The 17,265-nt window shown below is 65.3% G+C and carries 16 protein-coding genes; 8 read left to right on the forward strand and 8 right to left on the reverse strand.

Annotated features, from left to right (window positions below; all coding sequences use genetic code 11):
• Positions 1-2: 2 nt before the first annotated feature.
• The 4 genes from PAF18_RS00145 to PAF18_RS00160 form a co-directional block, all read right to left on the reverse strand.
• Positions 3-293 (reverse strand): hypothetical protein, encoded by a 291-nt coding sequence (locus PAF18_RS00145; RefSeq protein WP_271116628.1) that lies wholly within the window; start codon positions 291-293, stop codon positions 3-5.
• Between the two features lie 103 nt (positions 294-396).
• Positions 397-1,182, reverse strand: coding sequence for a lysophospholipid acyltransferase family protein (locus PAF18_RS00150; RefSeq protein WP_271116629.1), 786 nt, complete (start codon positions 1,180-1,182; stop codon positions 397-399).
• Positions 1,183-1,217: 35 nt separating this feature from the next.
• On the reverse strand, positions 1,218-2,144 hold the full coding sequence (locus PAF18_RS00155) for a cell division protein FtsX (RefSeq protein ID WP_434802229.1): 927 nt from the start codon (positions 2,142-2,144) through the stop codon (positions 1,218-1,220).
• On the reverse strand, positions 2,141-2,818 hold the full coding sequence (locus PAF18_RS00160; protein WP_271118160.1) for a cell division ATP-binding protein FtsE: 678 nt from the start codon (positions 2,816-2,818) through the stop codon (positions 2,141-2,143). Before PAF18_RS00160 ends, PAF18_RS00155 begins: the two co-directional genes overlap by 4 nt.
• Before the next feature lie 114 nt (positions 2,819-2,932).
• Here PAF18_RS00160 and PAF18_RS00165 point away from each other — a divergent pair, with 114 nt between their 5' ends.
• The 8 genes from PAF18_RS00165 to pheT all read left to right on the forward strand — a co-directional run bounded on the left by PAF18_RS00165 (position 2,933) and on the right by pheT (position 13,359).
• Positions 2,933-4,012 (forward strand): zinc-ribbon domain-containing protein, encoded by a 1,080-nt coding sequence (locus tag PAF18_RS00165; RefSeq protein ID WP_271116630.1) that lies wholly within the window; start codon positions 2,933-2,935, stop codon positions 4,010-4,012.
• Positions 4,012-5,109 (forward strand): pyridoxal phosphate-dependent aminotransferase, encoded by a 1,098-nt coding sequence (locus tag PAF18_RS00170; protein ID WP_271116631.1) that lies wholly within the window; start codon positions 4,012-4,014, stop codon positions 5,107-5,109. Before PAF18_RS00165 ends, PAF18_RS00170 begins: the two co-directional genes overlap by 1 nt.
• A gap of 131 nt (positions 5,110-5,240) precedes the next feature.
• Positions 5,241-6,719: an alanine/glycine:cation symporter family protein gene (locus PAF18_RS00175; protein ID WP_271116632.1), complete on the forward strand. Its 1,479-nt coding sequence runs from the start codon at positions 5,241-5,243 to the stop codon at positions 6,717-6,719.
• A gap of 130 nt (positions 6,720-6,849) precedes the next feature.
• Complete coding sequence (pheS, locus tag PAF18_RS00180) at positions 6,850-7,932, forward strand: phenylalanine--tRNA ligase subunit alpha (RefSeq protein WP_271116633.1); 1,083 nt, start codon at positions 6,850-6,852, stop codon at positions 7,930-7,932.
• Positions 7,933-8,406: 474 nt separating this feature from the next.
• Positions 8,407-8,757 (forward strand): DUF6173 family protein, encoded by a 351-nt coding sequence (locus tag PAF18_RS00185; RefSeq protein WP_271116634.1) that lies wholly within the window; start codon positions 8,407-8,409, stop codon positions 8,755-8,757.
• Positions 8,758-8,858: 101 nt separating this feature from the next.
• Positions 8,859-9,344, forward strand: a complete 486-nt coding sequence (locus PAF18_RS00190; protein ID WP_271116635.1) for a hypothetical protein — start codon at positions 8,859-8,861, stop codon at positions 9,342-9,344.
• Between the two features lie 138 nt (positions 9,345-9,482).
• Positions 9,483-10,835, forward strand: coding sequence for an alanine/glycine:cation symporter family protein (locus PAF18_RS00195; RefSeq protein ID WP_271116636.1), 1,353 nt, complete (start codon positions 9,483-9,485; stop codon positions 10,833-10,835).
• Positions 10,836-10,953: 118 nt separating this feature from the next.
• Positions 10,954-13,359, forward strand: a complete 2,406-nt coding sequence (pheT, locus tag PAF18_RS00200) for a phenylalanine--tRNA ligase subunit beta (protein WP_271116637.1) — start codon at positions 10,954-10,956, stop codon at positions 13,357-13,359.
• Positions 13,360-13,649: 290 nt separating this feature from the next.
• Here pheT and PAF18_RS00205 read toward each other — a convergent pair whose 3' ends face one another.
• Genes PAF18_RS00205 through PAF18_RS00220 form a run of 4 tightly spaced genes read right to left on the reverse strand, consistent with a single transcriptional unit; the run spans position 13,650 to position 17,137 of the window.
• Entirely contained in the window at positions 13,650-14,273 is a 624-nt protein-coding gene (locus PAF18_RS00205) for a glycosyltransferase family 29 protein (protein WP_271116638.1), read from the reverse strand.
• Positions 14,270-15,310: a glycosyltransferase family 4 protein gene (locus tag PAF18_RS00210; protein ID WP_271116639.1), complete on the reverse strand. Its 1,041-nt coding sequence runs from the start codon at positions 15,308-15,310 to the stop codon at positions 14,270-14,272. Before PAF18_RS00210 ends, PAF18_RS00205 begins: the two co-directional genes overlap by 4 nt.
• Positions 15,303-16,490 (reverse strand): MFS transporter, encoded by a 1,188-nt coding sequence (locus PAF18_RS00215; RefSeq protein ID WP_271116640.1) that lies wholly within the window; start codon positions 16,488-16,490, stop codon positions 15,303-15,305. Before PAF18_RS00215 ends, PAF18_RS00210 begins: the two co-directional genes overlap by 8 nt.
• Positions 16,490-17,137 (reverse strand): carbonic anhydrase, encoded by a 648-nt coding sequence (locus PAF18_RS00220; protein ID WP_271116641.1) that lies wholly within the window; start codon positions 17,135-17,137, stop codon positions 16,490-16,492. The genes PAF18_RS00215 and PAF18_RS00220 overlap by 1 nt, the downstream gene beginning before the upstream one ends.
• Positions 17,138-17,265 lie beyond the last annotated feature (128 nt).

Here is a 17,265-nt window from a genome sequence, read left to right on the forward strand (position 1 = left end):
CACTAGCCAAGCGCGGCCGGTTCGACCCCATCATAGTCGGGCTGACCGCCCTCCTGCACACGCTCGCCCTCGGTGCGGCAGATCTCGTCTGCGGTTTCGACATCCATGCTTTCGGGCCGGTCCACGGCGCGATCCCAGGCAACCTGCGCCTGGGTGTAAAGCTGGCAGATCACCGGTCCCTGCTTTGTGTCGACCCGGACGGGCGTCGTTTCGAAATTCGTCGGGGTGATGTCGCAACCCGCGACCAGGACCGCCGCAGCCACCGCCGCTATCGAGATTTTGCAAGTCGACATGTCACTCGTCCCTTCCGTCAACCCGATGCGGATCGCGCATCTTGCGGAATGATAACCGGAAAACGATATGCGGCAATCTCGGGACGGGCGCGTCGGCGGAACTTCACCGACCCGGCAGATTTGTCACCTTCAGCCCGGCTTCCTGCATCAGCGCGTCGCTGCGGCTCTCGATGGCGTCGCGAAGCCGGGCGATGAAAGCCTCACGCGATTCACCCGGCTCGGCCTGCATCGGCGGCAGAAACTCGATCACGGCGCGGCCGGCGGCGATGGGCAATCCGCGCTTGGGCCAGAACATGCCGCAATTCACCGCCACCGGATGCACCGGCAGGCCGGTCTCCAGATGGATGGTGCCGATGCCGTGCTTATAGGGGCGGTGTTCGCCCGGAAGCGTCCGCGTGCCCTCGGGATAGACGATCAGATGGCCGACACCGTCCGGCGTCGCCATGCGCTCGCGAATCCGCGAGACGATCTGGCCCATCGCGTCGCGACCGCGGGTGCGGTCGATGGGAATGCAGCCGACCTTATGGGCATACCAGCCCATGATCGGCACGCGCAGCACCTCGCGCTTCATGACGAAGGCGCGGCGCCCGGCGGCGCAGGCAATGGCAAGGATATCAAGAAAGCTCTGGTGCTTAGCGGCGATCAGCGCGTCCTCGCCCCGCACCGGCGGCGTGCCGCGCAGCTCGACCGCGACGCCCATATGCCAGCGCGCGGCGCGCAGCATATAGCCGATCCAGACCGTCGCCACCCGGTTCGCGCCGCGCCGCCCGTGTCGGCGCTGGCTCAGCCCCCAGATCCCGAGCACCAGTGTTGCGAGACCGATATGGATGTAATAGCTGATCGCCCGGAGATAGCTGACGATCCCGGTGCGCCGCGGCTCGGGTGACATTCCCGCGCTTTGCGCCGCGCTTAGCAGCGGCCCTCTCATGGCACCGCCCGAAGCATCCGCAGCGCAGCCCATCGCGTGGCCAGAAAGCCGACGCCCGCGGCGATGACTGGGATCAGCAGCGGCCAAAGCCAGCCCCAGCCCTGAAAGCTCAGCCCGGTGAGAAAGCCGCCAGCCTGATCCATGCCGGGCAGCAGCGCGATGCCGATCATGCCCAGCAATGTCCCGACAAGCGCGCCGAGCGCTGCGCGGCGGGTAAAGCGCCGCACGAAGGCCTGCGCGATGGTCACGTCGCGCGCGCCGATCAGCCGCAGCACCCTAATCACCTGGCCATTCGCCGCCAGCGAGGACTGCGCCGCAAGCGCCATCATCGCCGCACCCGCCGCCGCGATCAGACCCAGCGAGACCACACCCAGCACACGCAGCCGGTTCGCCGCCGACACCAGCGGTCGCCGCCAGCGCGTGTGATCGTCCAGAACGGCGCCCGGCGCCTCTGCCTCCAGGCGAAGGCGCAACCCATCGGCGTCAAATTCGTCGCCATCCTCACGGATCTCTATCAGCCGCGGCACCGGCAGCGCCTCGACCGGCACATCGGGACCGAACCAAGGAGTCAGCAGATTTTCCACCTCGTCCTGCGGCATCAGCCGCGCCTCGGTGACGCCAGCTGTCTGGTCGATGATGCCCATGACGCTGGCCGAAAGCGTCTCGATCTCGTCGGCAGGGGCCGAGACCCGTACCGTAACCGTCTGAGCGAGCGATTGAGACCAGCGCTCGGCCAGCCGCCCGGTGGCAAAACTCAGCGCGAGGGCGAAGACCGCCAGAAACGCCATCGCCCCGGCAGTCAGGAGGGTGAGCTGTGCGGTGAGGCCGGTCGGCGGAACGATCCGGCCCGAGCCGGCGCTGTCCCGCCCGATCATCCCGCGCCACAGGCTGCGCCAGTCCACATTGCGAAGATCCGCCTTCATAGATCCGCTCCTGCCTGTTGCACCTGTTTGCCCGAGATCCTCAGCACGCGCGCCTGCACCTCCATCTGGCGTGCGGCACGGATCAGGTCCATGTCATGTGTCGCGATCAGGATGGTCTTGCCCGAACGGTTCAGCTCGACCAGCAATTGAAGCAGCCGCAACGACATTTCCCAATCGAGATTGCCCGTCGGTTCGTCGGCCATGACGAAATCGGGCGACATGATGACCGCGCGAGCAAGAGCCGCGCGCTGACGCTCGCCACCCGAAAGAGACGGGGGCAGGGCGCGGGCATGGCCGGTCATGCCGACCCAGCCGAGCAACTCCTTCAGCGCCTGCATATCCACAGGCTGACCAGCGACGGTCAGCGGCAGGGCGATGTTTTCCGCCATCGGCAGATGGTCGAGAAACTGAGCATCCTGATGCAGCACCCCGACCTTGCGGCGCAGCATGGCGATTCCGTCGCGCGACAATTCGCCGACATCATGGCCAAAGGCAGTCAGCCGTCCCTTGCTTGGCAGAAGATCGGCATAGCACAGCCGCAGGAAGGTCGTCTTACCCGAGCCAGACGGTCCGGTGAGAAAATGGAAAGAGCCCGCTGGCAGGCTCAGCGTCATGTCCGACAGCAAGGCTCCGCCCTCGCGGTAACCAAAGGACACGTCCTGCATTTCGATCAAAGCGGCCTCCATGGCGTTCTCGTGATGCCGCGGCGCTTGGAAGCCGGACGCTGCGTTGATAGAACAGCCCGTGCCGGAATGCCAGAAACGGCGCAGCTTTTGACAGGACGACGGATGCGGCTGATTTGCCCCGAATGCAACGCGCTGTATGAGGTGCCCGACGAAATGATCCCCGAAGAGGGGCGCGAGGTCGAATGTTCGGCTTGCGGCCATGTCTGGGAAGAGCGCCCGGGTGAAAGCGCGGCGCGTGATGCCCGTCCGGCAGCGCCGCCGTCTTCGTCATCGCCCTCGCCGCAAATCACTGGCGGTGCGGCTTTGTCTCGCGGGCTCTCCGACGATCTGAGGCTGGCCGGGCTGGGGCGGGCCCATGATGTCGAGCGGCCCGATCTCGGCGAGGCGCCTGCGCTTCAGCGTCCTCTGCCCGATGATGTGCTGTCCATCCTCCGCGAGGAAACGGCGCGCGAGCTGACCGCCCGCCGCGCCGCGCGCCAGCAGGGCCGCAGCGCAGAGGAGACGCCGGCGGAAGGCTCCGATCCGCAGCACCCGACGCGGCCCGAAAGCCCGCCGGCAGAGAGTGCACCGGCCAAGCCGCCGATCTCGACCACCGCTGCGGATGAGGAAAGACCCGGACAGCGAAGCCAGCCGGGCGCTGCGCAGCCGATCTCCGATGCGCCTGGGGAAGAACTCGATTGGCCGGCCACCACCGTCACCGCGCCCGACGATACAGAGCCTCGCATCCTGCCTGCCCGCGACCGGCGCGACGAAAAACGGCCCCCCGCGCCGATCCCCGCCGCGTCGCCGCACCGTCCGCCCGAAGAAACCGGCAGCGACGTCGCGTCCACCGCCCCGCACCAGCGAGATCGCGGACAGGGGCGCGGCGTGCCGGATGCGAAGGCGCTTGCCGCGACGCTTGCCTCGGCCTCTCCTTCCACGTCCGCCAAAGCGGAAAACGCCGCGCCATCAGCCGCGGAAACGTCAACCCGGCCTGACGATACAGAGGCTCCGCAAACGGATCGCTATCGTGCCGGGCTGACCCGTGCCCTGCTGGCCGCCGCGCTGTTGGTGGTTGCCTATGTCGTCGCCGTCTTCTGGGTCCATAGCGGCACTGCCCCCGCCCCCGTCCAATCTGCGCTCGCCGCGATAGATACGGCGCGTGCCGGACTGCAATCGCTGTTTGGCCGGGGGGCTGACTGATGCGCTTTGCACCGCTGCCCGACAGCCTGCCTGCCACGGTCCCCTTCATCGGACCCGAGACTCAGGAACGGCAGCGGGGCGCCCCTTACGATGCCCGGCTCGGCGCCAATGAAAACGGGTTCGGCCCGTCGTCCCGCGCAGTAGAGGCGATGCGGCAGGCGGCCGCGGAGGTGTGGAAATACGGCGATTCCGACAGCCACGAGCTGCGGAGCGCGCTGGCTGCTCATCACGGCGTGGCGCCCGAAAACATCATGATCGGCGAGGGGATCGACGGTCTGCTCGGCCTGCTCGTGCGTCTAATTGTGGCGCCGAACGATTCGGTGGTCACCTCGGATGGCGCCTATCCGACCTTTAACTATCACGTCGCCGGGTTTGGCGGGGTGCTGCATAAAGTCGCCTATCGCGACGACCGCGAGGACCCCGAGGCGCTGCTGACGCGAGCAGCGGAAACCGATGCACGGCTGATCTATCTCGCCAATCCGGACAACCCGATGGGATCGTGGCATGAGGCTCAGGTGATCGAGGCCATGCTGGAGAGATTGCCGCGCGACACGTTGCTGGTTCTGGACGAGGCCTATGCGGAATTCGCCCCCGACCGCGCCATTCCCCGCATCGACCCGGCAGATGAGCGTGTGATCCGGATGCGCACCTTCTCGAAGGCCTACGGCATGGCCGGCGCGCGGATCGGCTATGCCATCGGTGCGCCCGCGCTGATCGACGGCTTCGACAGGATCCGCAACCATTTCGGCGTGAACAGGGTCGCGCAGGCGGGCGCGTTGGCGGCGCTCGGCGATACGGGCTGGTTGGCCCATATTCGGCAAGAGGTCGAGACGGCACGGCAGCGGATCGCCGGGATCGCGGCGGAAAACGGGCTGGTTGCGCTGCCTTCCGCGACGAATTTCGTCGCCGTGGATTGCGGGCATGACGGCGAGTTCTCCCGCAAGTTGCTGCGCGCGCTCGACAGCGGCGGGATCTTTGTGCGTATGCCGTCCGTGGCTCCGCTCGACCGTTGTATCCGGGTGTCCTGCGGCCCCGAAGCCGACTTGGACGCTTTTGCCCGCGCCTTGCCCCAAGCGCTGCGAGATGCCGCGGGCTGAGCCGTATTCACCGGACCGATATCGGCGCGGCCGCAACACTTTGCCCGGCCGCCCGTCCCCTGCGGTGATCGCCGCTTGCCGACGATCACGAGGCTGTTAAGCTTTTGTGAAGATCATGCATGGGGAATTTCATGGAACTCATCAATTCGATCATCGACCGCGCCAATGACCTGTTCTGGGGCTATATCCTCATCTACGGTCTTTTGGCGACGGGCCTGTATTTTACCATTCGTCTCGGCTTTATTCAGTTCGCGAACTTCAAAGAGATGTGGCGCTGCGTCGCCGGCTCGGGCGAGACCGACAGGGACGGGATTTCGCCGTTTCAGGCGCTGACCGTCAGCCTCGCCAGCCGGGTCGGGACCGGCAATATCGCGGGTGTCGCCGTGGCGCTGACCCTGGGTGGACCCGGCGCGATCTTCTGGATGTGGATGGTCGCGCTTGTCGGCATGGCGACGGCGTATGCGGAATCGACACTGGCGCAGCTTTACAAGACACATGGGCCGGACGGCATGTATCGCGGCGGCCCGGCGGCCTATATTTCGCGCGGACTCGGAATGCCCTGGCTGGCGGCGATCTTTTCTGTCGCGCTGATTCTTTCCTTCGGGCTGATCTTCAACGCGGTTCAGGCGAATTCCATCGCCGAGGCGGTCGCGCTGCCGATCGAAAGGATGCTGGCCGAGAACAGCACATATTTTGCCGACCCGGATGCGTGGTTCAGCGCCTTCGTCGCCGCCAAGATCATCGTCGGTGCGGTGGTCGCGCTGTTGGCGGCAGTGGTGATCTTTGGCGGCATCCCCTCGATCGCGCGCGTCGCCGAGCTGGTCGTGCCGATCATGGCCGGGCTTTACCTGCTGGCCGCGATCATCGCTCTGGTGATGAATATCGAGCGTGTGCCGGGGATCCTGTCGGGCATCGTGCTGAACGCCTTCGGCCTGCAAGAAACTGTCGGAGGCGTCACCGGAGGGGTGATCGCGGCGGCGATGAACGGCATCAAGCGGGGCCTGTTCTCGAACGAGGCCGGCATGGGTTCGGCGCCGAATATCGCTGCCGTCGCCACCCCGGCGCCGCATCACCCGTCCAGCCAGGGCTTCGTGCAGGCGCTGGGCGTGTTCATCGACACGCTCCTGGTGTGCACGGCGACGGCGGTGATGATCCTGCTGGCTGACGTTGTCCCCTCGGAGGAACTGACCGGCGTGAACCTGACGCAATCGGCGCTCGGGGATCATTTCGGGGCCTGGGGGCAGATCTTCGTCGGTGTGGCGATCTTCTTCTTCGCCTTTACCTCGATCATCGGAAACTACTCCTATGCCGAAAACGCCATCGTTCATCTGGGTGGCGGGCGTGGCGGCATCATCGCGCTGCGCGTCGCGGTGCTGGCCATGGTGGTGTGGGGCGCCTCGCAGGCGGTGACGACGGTGTTCAACTTCGCCGATGCCTCGATGGGGCTGATGGCGACAATCAACCTGATCGCCATCGTGCTGCTTTCGGGGACCGTGGCCGCGGTGACGCGCGACTATCTGGCCAAGCGCCGGGTCGGCGAAGAGCCGGTGTTCCGGATCTCGCAATACCCGAACATCGCGCCTGGCGTGAATCGCGAGATCTGGAGCTGAGCATCCAAGAACACCCGCCCCGCTTCGGCCGGGGCGGGTGTTTTCACTCCACGCCCCGCGACCTGCCGCCCGGATCTTTCGCGGCCGGCGAAGCCATGTTAAGCCGCGCGGGCAACTCAGGATGACGCCGATGACCGATCTCGACCAGCTTCGCTCGACCTATCTCACCCGTGTGGCCGATGCCGCCCATGCCGATGCTCTGGAAGAGGTCCGCCTCGCTGCACTTGGCAAGAAGGGCGAGATCAGTCTGAAGATGCGCGAATTGGGCAAGATGACCCCGGAAGAGCGTCAGACCACCGGCGCCGCGCTGAATCGTCTGAAGGCAGAAATCGACGCCGCGATCCGCGCCCGCAAGACCGAGATGGAGGATGCCGCGCTAGATGCGCGGCTTCGCGAGGAATGGCTGGATGTGACCATGCCCGGCCGCCCGCGTCGGCAGGGTACGATCCACCCGGTCAGCCAAGTGATGGAAGAAGTCACCCAGATCTTCGCCGATATGGGGTTTTCGGTCGCCGAAGGTCCGCAGGTTGAAAGCGACTGGTATAATTTCGATGCGCTGAACATTCCGCCCGAACACCCTGCGCGGCAGGAGCATGATACCTTCTTCATGCACCGCGCCGAGGGCGACGACCGCCCGCCCCATGTGCTGCGCACCCATACCTCGCCGGTGCAGATCCGCGCGATGGAAAAGACCGGAGCCCCGATCCGGGTCATCGCGCCGGGCCGGGTTTACCGCATGGATATGGACCAGACGCACACGCCGATGTTCCATCAGGTCGAGGGGCTGGCGATCGGGCGCGACATCTCGATGGCGAACCTGAAATGGGTGCTCGAGGAATTCTGCCGCGCCTTCTTCGAGGTCGAAGCGGTCGAGCTGCGCTTCCGCGCGAGCCATTTCCCCTTCACCGAGCCCTCTGCCGAGGTCGATATCCGCTGCTCATGGGAGGGCGGTAGCCTGAAGATCGGGCAGGGCGATAGCTGGATGGAGATCCTCGGCTCTGGCATGGTGCATCCCAAGGTGCTGGAGGCCGCCGGGGTCGATCCGACCGAGTGGCAGGGCTTTGCATTCGGCATGGGGATCGACCGTCTGGCGATGCTGAAATACGGCATCCCCGACCTGCGCGCCTTCTTCGAAAGCGATCTGCGTTGGCTGCGTCATTACGGGTTTGCTGCGGGCGATGTGCCGAGCGTGTCGGGCGGGTTGTCGCGGTGAGGCTACAGGCAGGCGGTATAAGTCTCTCGCCAGGGCTCTAGGCTTGGCCCGGCCACGTGATACTGAGTGCGAAGACGATTGTCGCGTTGCCGCCAATCCAATCTTGCGGCCTTCGCGAGATGCCACAGCCAGAATCGCGCGCCGCAGAGCGAGGGGATGCAGAGGAGCTGCCAGAAATTTCCATCCCTGCGCTCCGCTGCGGCATGACCGGGCCGAGCAGAGACCACCGCGCCGCCGGTGGTCGAGCCGGAATGGGCGGGGTAAGCTGTTGCCGGGCTTTCTGACCGAAGGCCGCGTTCACCCGACCGAGGAAAAATGAGCAAAAAGCCCAGCACACGCAAAACTCCGAGTTCCAGCGGGAAGACCAAACCCGGCCGAAAGGCGAAAGCCTCGGCCAGCGGTGAAGATAAGGCCACAAAGTCGCCGGCATCTGCGAAAGAGCCGCGCGGGGAAAAGCCCGCCGCCGTCCCGGCGGTGGCCAATCATGCCGCGATCTGCGACGAGGCCGATCAGGCGGTCATGCAGGCCGCTGAACAGGTTTTCGATCATCTGCAAACCCGCGTGAAGCATTTTCAGGACACTCTGCCCGAGAATTACGAGTTGGGCATACAGCTTGCTAATTTCGGGGGCAGCCGCGCCGTGCATGTGCGCGGCATGGGCTTTCGCAATCCGAATATCATCGAGTTCTATGGCCTGCTTGACGGCAAGACGCAGGTGGCGGTCGTGCAGCATGTCTCTCAGCTGAATTTCATGCTTGTTGCGGTGCCGCCCGCCGCTGAAAAAGAGCCCTACCGGATCGGCTTCGGAGCAGACCTGACCGACTGATTATATGCGCGCATCACGGCCGGGCAGGTGACTTGGATCACGGGCGCGGCTATCTTGCCGACGATGGAAGTGCTTCAATCGTTCCAAGCCAGAGGGCCCCTATGACCAGGACAATGACTCTGACCATGTATGCGACGGCGTTCATGGCGTCGATCAGCCTGTTTGGCCTGGTTGATGCGGCGCGGATGGACAGTGCGGGCGGACATGCGGCAAGCGCCGTGACCGGGGCATTTTTGCTTCCGGTGCTGGGTATCGCGGCGGTCACTTTCTGGGCGGTGACGCTGATGGCGCTGTCGCGCGGGCATCTGCGGCGCAGCCATCGCTGGAACAACGAAGACACCGAGCGCCGCGTGCTGGAGATCGGTCTCGCGGCGTCATGTTATTTCGGGTTTCTGGCGATTCTCGGCTTCTTTCTGGCGGTTCTGTCGCCTGACTGGGTGGCCGGTGCGGGGCCGGGGATGGCCCGGAACTGGGCGTGGTTTCTGGCTGTGCCATGCCTCGCGCTTGGCTGGCTGGCGCGGCGGAACAAGCCGTTCTGGCTTGGGGCGGGTGCGGTTTTCGCGACGGTGGGTGTGTTTACGGGATAGTTTTCACGCGCCCCGGCCAGCCGAGTGACCGTTGGCGAAGCGGTTTGGTAAATCAACCCTAACGCGAATAAGGTCAACAGAACTCTCGACAAGCCGGCGTTCATCCCTCAAAACAAAAGAAAAAGAGGAGGGACGGCGATGGAAGCCATCAACAATTTCGTCGGCTGGATCAATGGCATCGTCTGGGGTGTGCCGATGATCGTGCTGATCCTGGGCACGGGTCTGTTTCTGCAGATCCGGCTGGGATTCATGCCGATCCGGAAGATCGGTTACGGGCTGAGGATGGTCCGCAAGAGCCGGGTGCCGGATGATATCGGCGACGGCGAGATCACGCCTTTTGCGGCGCTGATGACGACGCTCTCGGCGACGATCGGGACCGGGAATATCGCCGGGGTCGCCACGGCAATCGCGCTTGGCGGGCCGGGCGCCGTGTTCTGGATGTGGATGACCGCCTTCGTCGGCATGGCAACCAAATACGCCGAGGTGGTCGTCGCGGTGCGGTATCGCGAGGTTGACGACAAGGGCGAACATGCCGGCGGCCCGATGTATGCGATCAAGAACGGGCTCGGGAAAGGCTGGGGCTGGCTGGCCGCCGCCTTCGCGATCTTCGGCGGGCTCGCCGGGTTCGGGATCGGCAATATGGTGCAGTCGAACTCCATCTCCGAGGCGATGGGCACGGCGTTCGGTCTGCCCGGCTGGATCACCGGCGTGGTGATCGCGGCGCTGACCGGGGCGGTGATCCTGGGCGGCATCAAGCGGATCGGCGCGGTGGCCGAAAAGCTGATCCCGGCCATGGCGGTGATCTATGTCGTCGCTGTGCTGATCGTGCTTCTGCTGAACGTGACCGCGCTGCCGGGTGCGCTGATGACCATCATCACCTCGGCCTTCAGCCCGACCTCGGCGGTCGGCGGCTTTGCCGGCGCAGCGGTCATGCACGGGATTCGCTTTGGCGTGGCGCGCGGCATCTTTTCGAACGAGGCCGGGCTTGGTACCGCAGGTATCGCGCAGGCGGCCGGCCGCACCAAGGACCCGGTCTATTCCGGCATGATCGGCATGATGGGCACCTTCATCGACACGCTCATCATCTGCACCATGACGGCGCTTGCAATCATGGTGACGGGCGTCTGGACATCGGGTGAATCGGGCGCGGCGCTTTCGGCGGCAGCCTTCGAATCGGCGCTGCCCGGCATCGGGGAAGAACTTCTTGCGCTGCTTTTGTCGGTCTTCGCCTTCACGACCATCCTCGGCTGGGCGTTCTATGGCGAGCGTTGCTGGGAGTTTCTGTTCGGCACCAAGGCAGCGATGCCCTTCCGCATCTGCTGGACCATCGCGGTCTTCATCGGGACGGTGGTCACGCTGGACTTCGCCTGGCTGGTGGCGGACACGCTGAACGCGCTGATGGCGATCCCGAACCTGATCTCTTTGATCGCGCTGTCACCGGTGGTTGTCATGCTCACCAGAGAGTATCTGGAGAACGATCCCCGGAGTTGAGCCGAACCGGATCCATCTCGAGGCCGCGGGGGTTGACGCCCCGGCCTGCGAAAGGTTCAAGACGTGAGAAGACGCCCGTTCCCTTCCGGGGGCGGGCGCATATCATTCAAGGTGCGCCATGAAATTCACGCTGTCCTGGCTGAAGGACCATCTGGAAACCGACGCCTCCGTCGAGGAAATCGGGCGGGTCCTGACCGATCTCGGGCTCGAGGTTGAAGAGATCATCGATCCGACCGCGAAACTCTCGGGCTTTACCATCGCGAAGGTCGTCGCCGCCGAGCAGCATCCCGATGCCGACCGGCTTCGGGTTCTGCGGGTCGAAACGGATGAGGGCGAGAAACAGATCGTCTGCGGTGCGCCGAATGCCAAGGCCGGGCTGATCGGGGTGCTCGCGAAACCCGGCGACTACGTCCCCGGCATCGACACCACGCTGAGCGTCGGCAAGATCCGCGGCGTCGAGAGCCACGGCATGATGGCCTCGGAACGCGAGCTGGAGCTTTCGGATGAGCATGACGGCATCATCGAGCTTCCCTCGGGCGAGGTCGGGCAGCGTTTCACCGACTGGCTGGCCGAAAACAGCCCCGACAAGGTGGACCCGGTTTTCGACATCGCGATTACCCCGAACCGGCCCGATGCGCTCGGCGTGCGCGGCATCGCGCGGGATCTGGCGGCGCGGGGGCTCGGTTCGCTTAAGCCGCTGGCAGAGGCACATATCGAGGGCAGTTTCGCCAGCCCCATCAACGTGACCATCGCGCCCGAGATCGCGGAGAAGGCGCCCTTTTTCTCGGGCCGGATGCTGCGCGGGGTGAAGAACGGTCCGTCTCCGGACTGGATGCAGAAACGGCTGCGTGCCATCGGGTTGCGGCCCATCAACGCGCTCGTCGATATCACCAATTATTTCACCTATGACCTCAATCGGCCGCTGCATGTCTTCGACGCGGCAAGGGTGTCGGGCGATCTGCATTTGCGTGCCGCGAAGCCCGGTGAAACGCTCTTGGCGTTGGATGACAAGGAATACACCCTGCCAGAGGGCGCAGTGGTGATCTGTGACGAGAATGGCGTGGAATCCATTGCCGGAATCATGGGTGGCGCGGCCTCCGGCTCGCAGGAGGACACGACAGATGTGTTCATCGAGGCCGCCTATTTCGATCCGATCAGCACGGCGGCAACGGGGCGGGCGCTGAAGATCAATTCCGATGCCCGCTATCGTTTCGAACGCGGGATCGACCCGGAGTTCACGCTCACCGGCTTGGATCTGGCCACGCGAATGGTCCTGGACATCTGCGGCGGCGAGCCGTCGGGGCCTGTGATCGCGGGCGAGGTTCCCGATCACAGCCGCGCCTACCGGCTGGACACGGATCGCGTGGTCAGCCTTGTCGGGATGGAGATCGACCCCGACGTGCAGCGCCAGACGCTCGACGCGCTCGGCTTCCGGATGGAGGGCGACATGGCCCATGTCCCAAGCTGGCGGCCCGATGTGCAGGGCGAGGCCGATCTGATCGAGGAGGTCGCGCGCATCGCCAGCCTGACCCGGCTGGTCGGCACACCGATGGCGCGGCCCCGGCCCGGCGTGCCGCAGCCGATACTCACGCCGTTGCAGCGGCGCGAGGGCGCGGCGCGTCGGATGGCAGCGGCCCTGGGCTATAACGAATGTGTGACCTACAGCTTCATCGATCAGGCCTCGGCGGCGCTGTTTGGCGGCGGCAATGACGCGGTGCGGCTGGAAAATCCGATCAGCTCGGAGATGACCCATCTGCGTCCCGATCTGCTGCCCGGCCTGCTGGCAGCCGCGGCGCGCAATCAGGCGCGGGGCTTCGCGGATCTGGCGCTGTTCGAATGCGGGCCGGTTTTCTCGGGTGGCGAGCCGGGCGATCAGGCGCTGCGGCTGACCGGGCTTCTCGTCGGGGCATCGGCGCCCCGCGACGCTTATGGCTCGCGCCGCCCGGTCGATATCTATGATGCCAAGGCGGATGCCGAAGCGGTGCTGTCGGCGATCGGCGCACCGTCGAAGGTCCAGATCGACCGCAAGCTTGATGGCTGGTGGCATCCGGGCCGCGCGGGCAATATCCAGCTTGGCCCAAACCGTCTGGGGACGTTTGGCGAGCTGCACCCCAAGGTTCTGCGCGGGATGGATGTGAAGGGCCCGGCTGTGGCGTTCACCATATATATCCCGAATGTGCCGCTGCCGAAATCGACGGCCACGACGCGCCCTGCGCTTAACGCTTCGTCGCTGCAAGCGGTCGAGCGCGACTTTGCCTTTGTCGTAGATGCCGATGTCGAGGCGCTGAAGCTTGTCAACGCCGCCACGGGCGCCGACAAGGCTCTGATCGAAAGCGTGCGGGTCTTCGACCAGTTCGCCGGCGAGAAGGCCGAGGCGCAGATGGGGGCGGGCAAGAAATCCGTTGCCATCACCGCAAGGCTGCAACCGCGCGACAAGACCCTGACCGATGCGGAGATCGAGGCCGTTTCTGCGAAGATTGTAGAGAAGGTTGCGAAGGCGACCGGAGGCGTCTTGCGGAGTTGATCGGCAGGCCGGCTGAACTGTGCCCTTCGGCGAGATTTTTTCTAAAGGATCAGTTGTTTCGGGGGTTATCCTCAGACGCGCCGCCCGCCCTCAGCTCAGACACGTCGCGGGGAGGTGATCGCGCCGATGAGCGGTGGTCGGCACTCATGACCCGCCCCTGTGACGCCGTGCTCAAGTGATCCTGCCGGTTTTCGGCGACGAGAGAGGATTCAGCTTCTCGCCGTGGTTGCTGCGGATACAAGCGGACAAGCTTTTCCGCGGTCGCGGATTTCGTGCCTGCCGGCGATAACTTACGTGACTTTATTGAGCCGCAACCTTCCGTCCTCGCGGATCAGCGTCTCGACCCATTCCGCTTCGCTGCCGAAATCATGGGGAACCTGCTCGGCGCTGCGGCGACCCGAGAGCGACTGCGATGCGAAGAAATCGAAGCCGTAAAGGTCCAGACGCGCGAGGCCAGAGCGCAGCAGAAGTTCGATCAGCATCGCGCCGGTCGTGGGCGGGGCGGCAAGGGTCTCTTTCAGCGCCTTGTAGTCGGCGAGCGGGTGCAGATAAAAGCCGGGCGAATGGGCGCTGCGCCAGTCGAGCCGCTTGCGCTTATGCGACATCCACAGGATCCGCTTGGGCGCGATCCGTGTCCGCTCTGCCCGGCTCAGCCGCGTGGCGAGACCCAGCCAGTCGGTGCGCGTGCCATGGCTTTCCGACCCGGGCATCGGTGCAAGGTTAATCCGCACCACCAGATCATGCGCGTCGATCTCGGCCCCCTGTCTCCCCTCGGCCAAGGCGCGAGCATTGCCGACAAGCGCGACGCTCCTGCCCTCTGCCGCCGCCAGCAGCTCTGCCTGAGGCACCGAGAGCCGCCGCAGCATCGCTTCGTTGCGCAACAGCCGCGCGGCGTGGAAGCGCAGCGGCGTCATGAGAGCAGCTTGCGGTAGATCGCGACGATGGCCTCTGCCTCGCCTTCGATGGCGTGGTTCCGCGTCACATGAGCGCGCGCGGCAGCACCGGCCGCGTTGCGCGCACCGGCGTCGTCGAGCCAGCGGCGCAGCGCCTCGGTCAGTGCGTCCAGATCATCCGGCGGCACCAGCGAACCGGTCTCTCCATCGCGGATCAGCGTTTCGTAGGCGCCCACCCGCGCCGCCACCGCCGGGACAGCGCAGGCCATAGCTTCGAGCGGGGTCAGGCCGAACCCCTCCCACCGCGCGGGCGCCGCAAAGAGGTCAAGCGCCTGGTAATGGCGGACCACCTCGGCCCAGGGCAGCTCGCCCAGAAAGCGGATGCGGTCGGACAGCCCCGCGGCGGCGATTTCGGCCTTCAACCCGTCGGCAAATTCCGCGTTGTCCGGGGTGATGCGCCCGGTAAAGACAAGCTGCGCCTCGGGCCGCTCGGGAAACAGGCGCAGCGCGGCGCGGACCAGAAGATCAACGCCTTTCTGCGCCCGGACCCGCCCGAAACAGCCGATCAGCACTGCGTCCGGGCTGAACCCCAGCGCGCGGCGGAGCGCGGCGCGGTCTTCGGAGGGGCGGAAGGTTTCGGTGTCGACCCCGTGCAGGATCACCGTCGCCTCCCGTTCCAGATATGAGGCCGCCTGTGGCGATGTGGCGATCAGCGCGTCCTGCTGGCGGATCAGCCATTTCGTGAAGCCGCTGTGATCGCGCTGCGCCGCCGAAGTGAACAGCAGCCGATAGCGCCGTCGAAGGATCCGGCGGAAGATCAGCCCGAGCGCCATTTCCGTATTCCGCCGCGCATGCCAGACCCGCCAGCGGTTGCGGGGCAGGGTGGCGGCGCGGCTCAGCGGAATATGCGGCAGTTCGGGCGGCAGGCCCGGCCCGGTGGCGCGGATGCCGATCATGCGCGCCTGCACCGGGATCAGCCGCACCACGGTTGCGGTCACGCCCGAGAGGCGGCGCTTGAGGTTGGGGGCGACGACCTCGATCTCGGTCGGCTCAGTCATCCGGTGACTCCGGTGTGAGGAAATACAGGAGCAAGCCTAGCGCAAGCGGGACAGTGAAGAACAGGAAGAGTATCGAATAGGCCTCACTGGGCGGGTGAGTGGCGGACGACCATTGGTAAACCGGGCGTGAGGCGAATTGCAGAAGTCCGGTGCCGCCGATCGAGAACATGTTCAGAAAGGTCACGCCGCGCCCGACGAGATGGGCCGGCAGGAAGGCGCGGCCATGGGCGATCAGCAGCACATAGGACGCGCCGGAAAGGCCGACCAGGGTCAGCAGCGCAACCGACACGGCAAGGCTGACATCGGTCAATTGCCACAGCGCGGCGATCACGAGGACGGTGGCTGCGGTGCCCATCAGAATGGTGCGGCGGACCGATCCGACCAGCCCGACAAGCGGCCCCGCCAGAGAGTTGCCGACGATCATCGCCAGCCCCATGAGCAGCGTGGCATAGCCGATCATGCTGCTGTCAACGGCATAGACCTCTTGAAGATATGGCCCCGCCCAAAGCCCCCGGATTGCCGCTGAGGCTGCGTAGTTAACCGAGAAGAGCGGCAGGATGAACCACAGCGCGCGCAGCCGGAAGAGATCGCCGAGACGCCCTTCTGGATGGCTGTCGTCAAGCCGGTCGGGGTCGCGGACCATGGCGAACTCCGACACGGCGACAGCCAGTGATATTCCGACCAGTGTCCAGGTGGCCACGCGCCAGCCGACCGCGGTGGCAAACGCCTCCATCGGCGAGGCCGAGAGGATATTGCCAAGCGAGCCGACAGCGACGAAGGCTCCGGCCAGCGTGCCGAATTCGCGCGCCGAAAAATTGCGGGCGAAGATGAAATAGGCCGACATCAGCGCCGGCGAACAGCCGATGCCGATCAGCCCCATCGCGACGTGAAGATGCCAGGGCGCCTGAGCCAACGCAAAGACCGACGCGCCCAGTGCGGCGACAAGCATCAGTGATGAGGCGGTGCGACGGGGCCCGAAGCGGTCAAGCCAGCCGCCCACCGGGATCTGCATCGCCGCGAAGCAGAAGAACCAGATGCCCGATGACACCGCCAGATCGCCGGGTGAGGCCCCGAGCTCGGTCCGCAGAACCGGGCTGAGCACGGCCATGAAGGCGCGGTAGAACTGGCTGAGCGTATAGCCCAGTATCAGAACCCAGATCCCGGCGGTGAATCTGCGCATCACACGCGCACGAACTCGCCCTTGGTGCCGTCGAACTGGAACAGCGTGCCGTCCGCGATGTCATGGATCAGCCCGTGCAACTGCATGCGTCCGCTTTCGACCGCCTCTCGCACGAAAGGGAAGCCCATCAGGTTTTCCAGCGAGACCATCACCGCCTCGCGTTCGAGCGCCGGGACCTGTTCCGCCTCGGGCAGATCGGCCACGCGGTCATAGCCGGGGCGCAGGATATCCATCCAACGGCCGACGAAGCTGGATTCCTCTTCAAGCTCGGGCGCCTTGCCGGAACACATGGCGTGGCAGCCCGCGACGCCGCCGCAATTGGTGTGGCCCATCACGATGACATGGGCGACCTTGAGCGCGGTGACCGCATATTCAACCGCCGCCGAGGTGCCATGCTGCTGACCGTCCGGCGTGTAGGGCGGCACCAGATTGGCGATATTGCGGTGAATGAAGAACTCGCCGCTATCGGCCCCGAAGATCGAGGTGACATGCACCCGCGAATCGCAACAGGAGATGATCATCCCGCGCGGCCGCTGGCCGTCCTCGGCCAGACGCGCATACCAGGCGCGGTTTTCGTCGAATGTGGTGGCGCGCCAGCCCGTATAGCGGCTGACGAGATAATGCGGCAGGAGCTTGGCGTTATGCATCGTCTTTTCCTTGGTTCCGGCCCGTTGATAGGCCGGTATTGCGCGCAATTCGAGCGATTTTTGCCGGGGCGCGTAAGGAAATCGTAACAGCCCGCTGCCAGTCTGCATGTCCGTGTGGGGACACGAAG

The sequence above is a fragment of the Paracoccus sediminicola genome (assembly GCF_027912835.1).
GTDB classification, from domain to species: domain Bacteria; phylum Pseudomonadota; class Alphaproteobacteria; order Rhodobacterales; family Rhodobacteraceae; genus Paracoccus; species Paracoccus sediminicola.

What these genes read in the sequence shown, in the direction of transcription:
- PAF18_RS00145 (WP_271116628.1), bottom strand. Translation starts at nt 293, where the DNA reads ATGTCGACTTGCAAAATCTCGATAGCGGCGGTGGCTGCGGCGGTCCTG.
- PAF18_RS00150 (WP_271116629.1), bottom strand. Translation starts at nt 1,182, where the DNA reads ATGTCACCCGAGCCGCGGCGCACCGGGATCGTCAGCTATCTCCGGGCG.
- PAF18_RS00155 (WP_434802229.1), bottom strand. Translation starts at nt 2,144, where the DNA reads ATGAAGGCGGATCTTCGCAATGTGGACTGGCGCAGCCTGTGGCGCGGG.
- PAF18_RS00165 (WP_271116630.1), top strand. Translation starts at nt 2,933, where the DNA reads ATGCGGCTGATTTGCCCCGAATGCAACGCGCTGTATGAGGTGCCCGAC.
- PAF18_RS00170 (WP_271116631.1), top strand. Translation starts at nt 4,012, where the DNA reads ATGCGCTTTGCACCGCTGCCCGACAGCCTGCCTGCCACGGTCCCCTTC.
- PAF18_RS00175 (WP_271116632.1), top strand. Translation starts at nt 5,241, where the DNA reads ATGGAACTCATCAATTCGATCATCGACCGCGCCAATGACCTGTTCTGG.
- pheS (WP_271116633.1), top strand. Translation starts at nt 6,850, where the DNA reads ATGACCGATCTCGACCAGCTTCGCTCGACCTATCTCACCCGTGTGGCC.
- PAF18_RS00190 (WP_271116635.1), top strand. Translation starts at nt 8,859, where the DNA reads ATGACCAGGACAATGACTCTGACCATGTATGCGACGGCGTTCATGGCG.
- PAF18_RS00195 (WP_271116636.1), top strand. Translation starts at nt 9,483, where the DNA reads ATGGAAGCCATCAACAATTTCGTCGGCTGGATCAATGGCATCGTCTGG.
- pheT (WP_271116637.1), top strand. Translation starts at nt 10,954, where the DNA reads ATGAAATTCACGCTGTCCTGGCTGAAGGACCATCTGGAAACCGACGCC.
- PAF18_RS00205 (WP_271116638.1), bottom strand. Translation starts at nt 14,273, where the DNA reads ATGACGCCGCTGCGCTTCCACGCCGCGCGGCTGTTGCGCAACGAAGCG.
- PAF18_RS00210 (WP_271116639.1), bottom strand. Translation starts at nt 15,310, where the DNA reads ATGACTGAGCCGACCGAGATCGAGGTCGTCGCCCCCAACCTCAAGCGC.
- PAF18_RS00215 (WP_271116640.1), bottom strand. Translation starts at nt 16,490, where the DNA reads ATGCGCAGATTCACCGCCGGGATCTGGGTTCTGATACTGGGCTATACG.
- PAF18_RS00220 (WP_271116641.1), bottom strand. Translation starts at nt 17,137, where the DNA reads ATGCATAACGCCAAGCTCCTGCCGCATTATCTCGTCAGCCGCTATACG.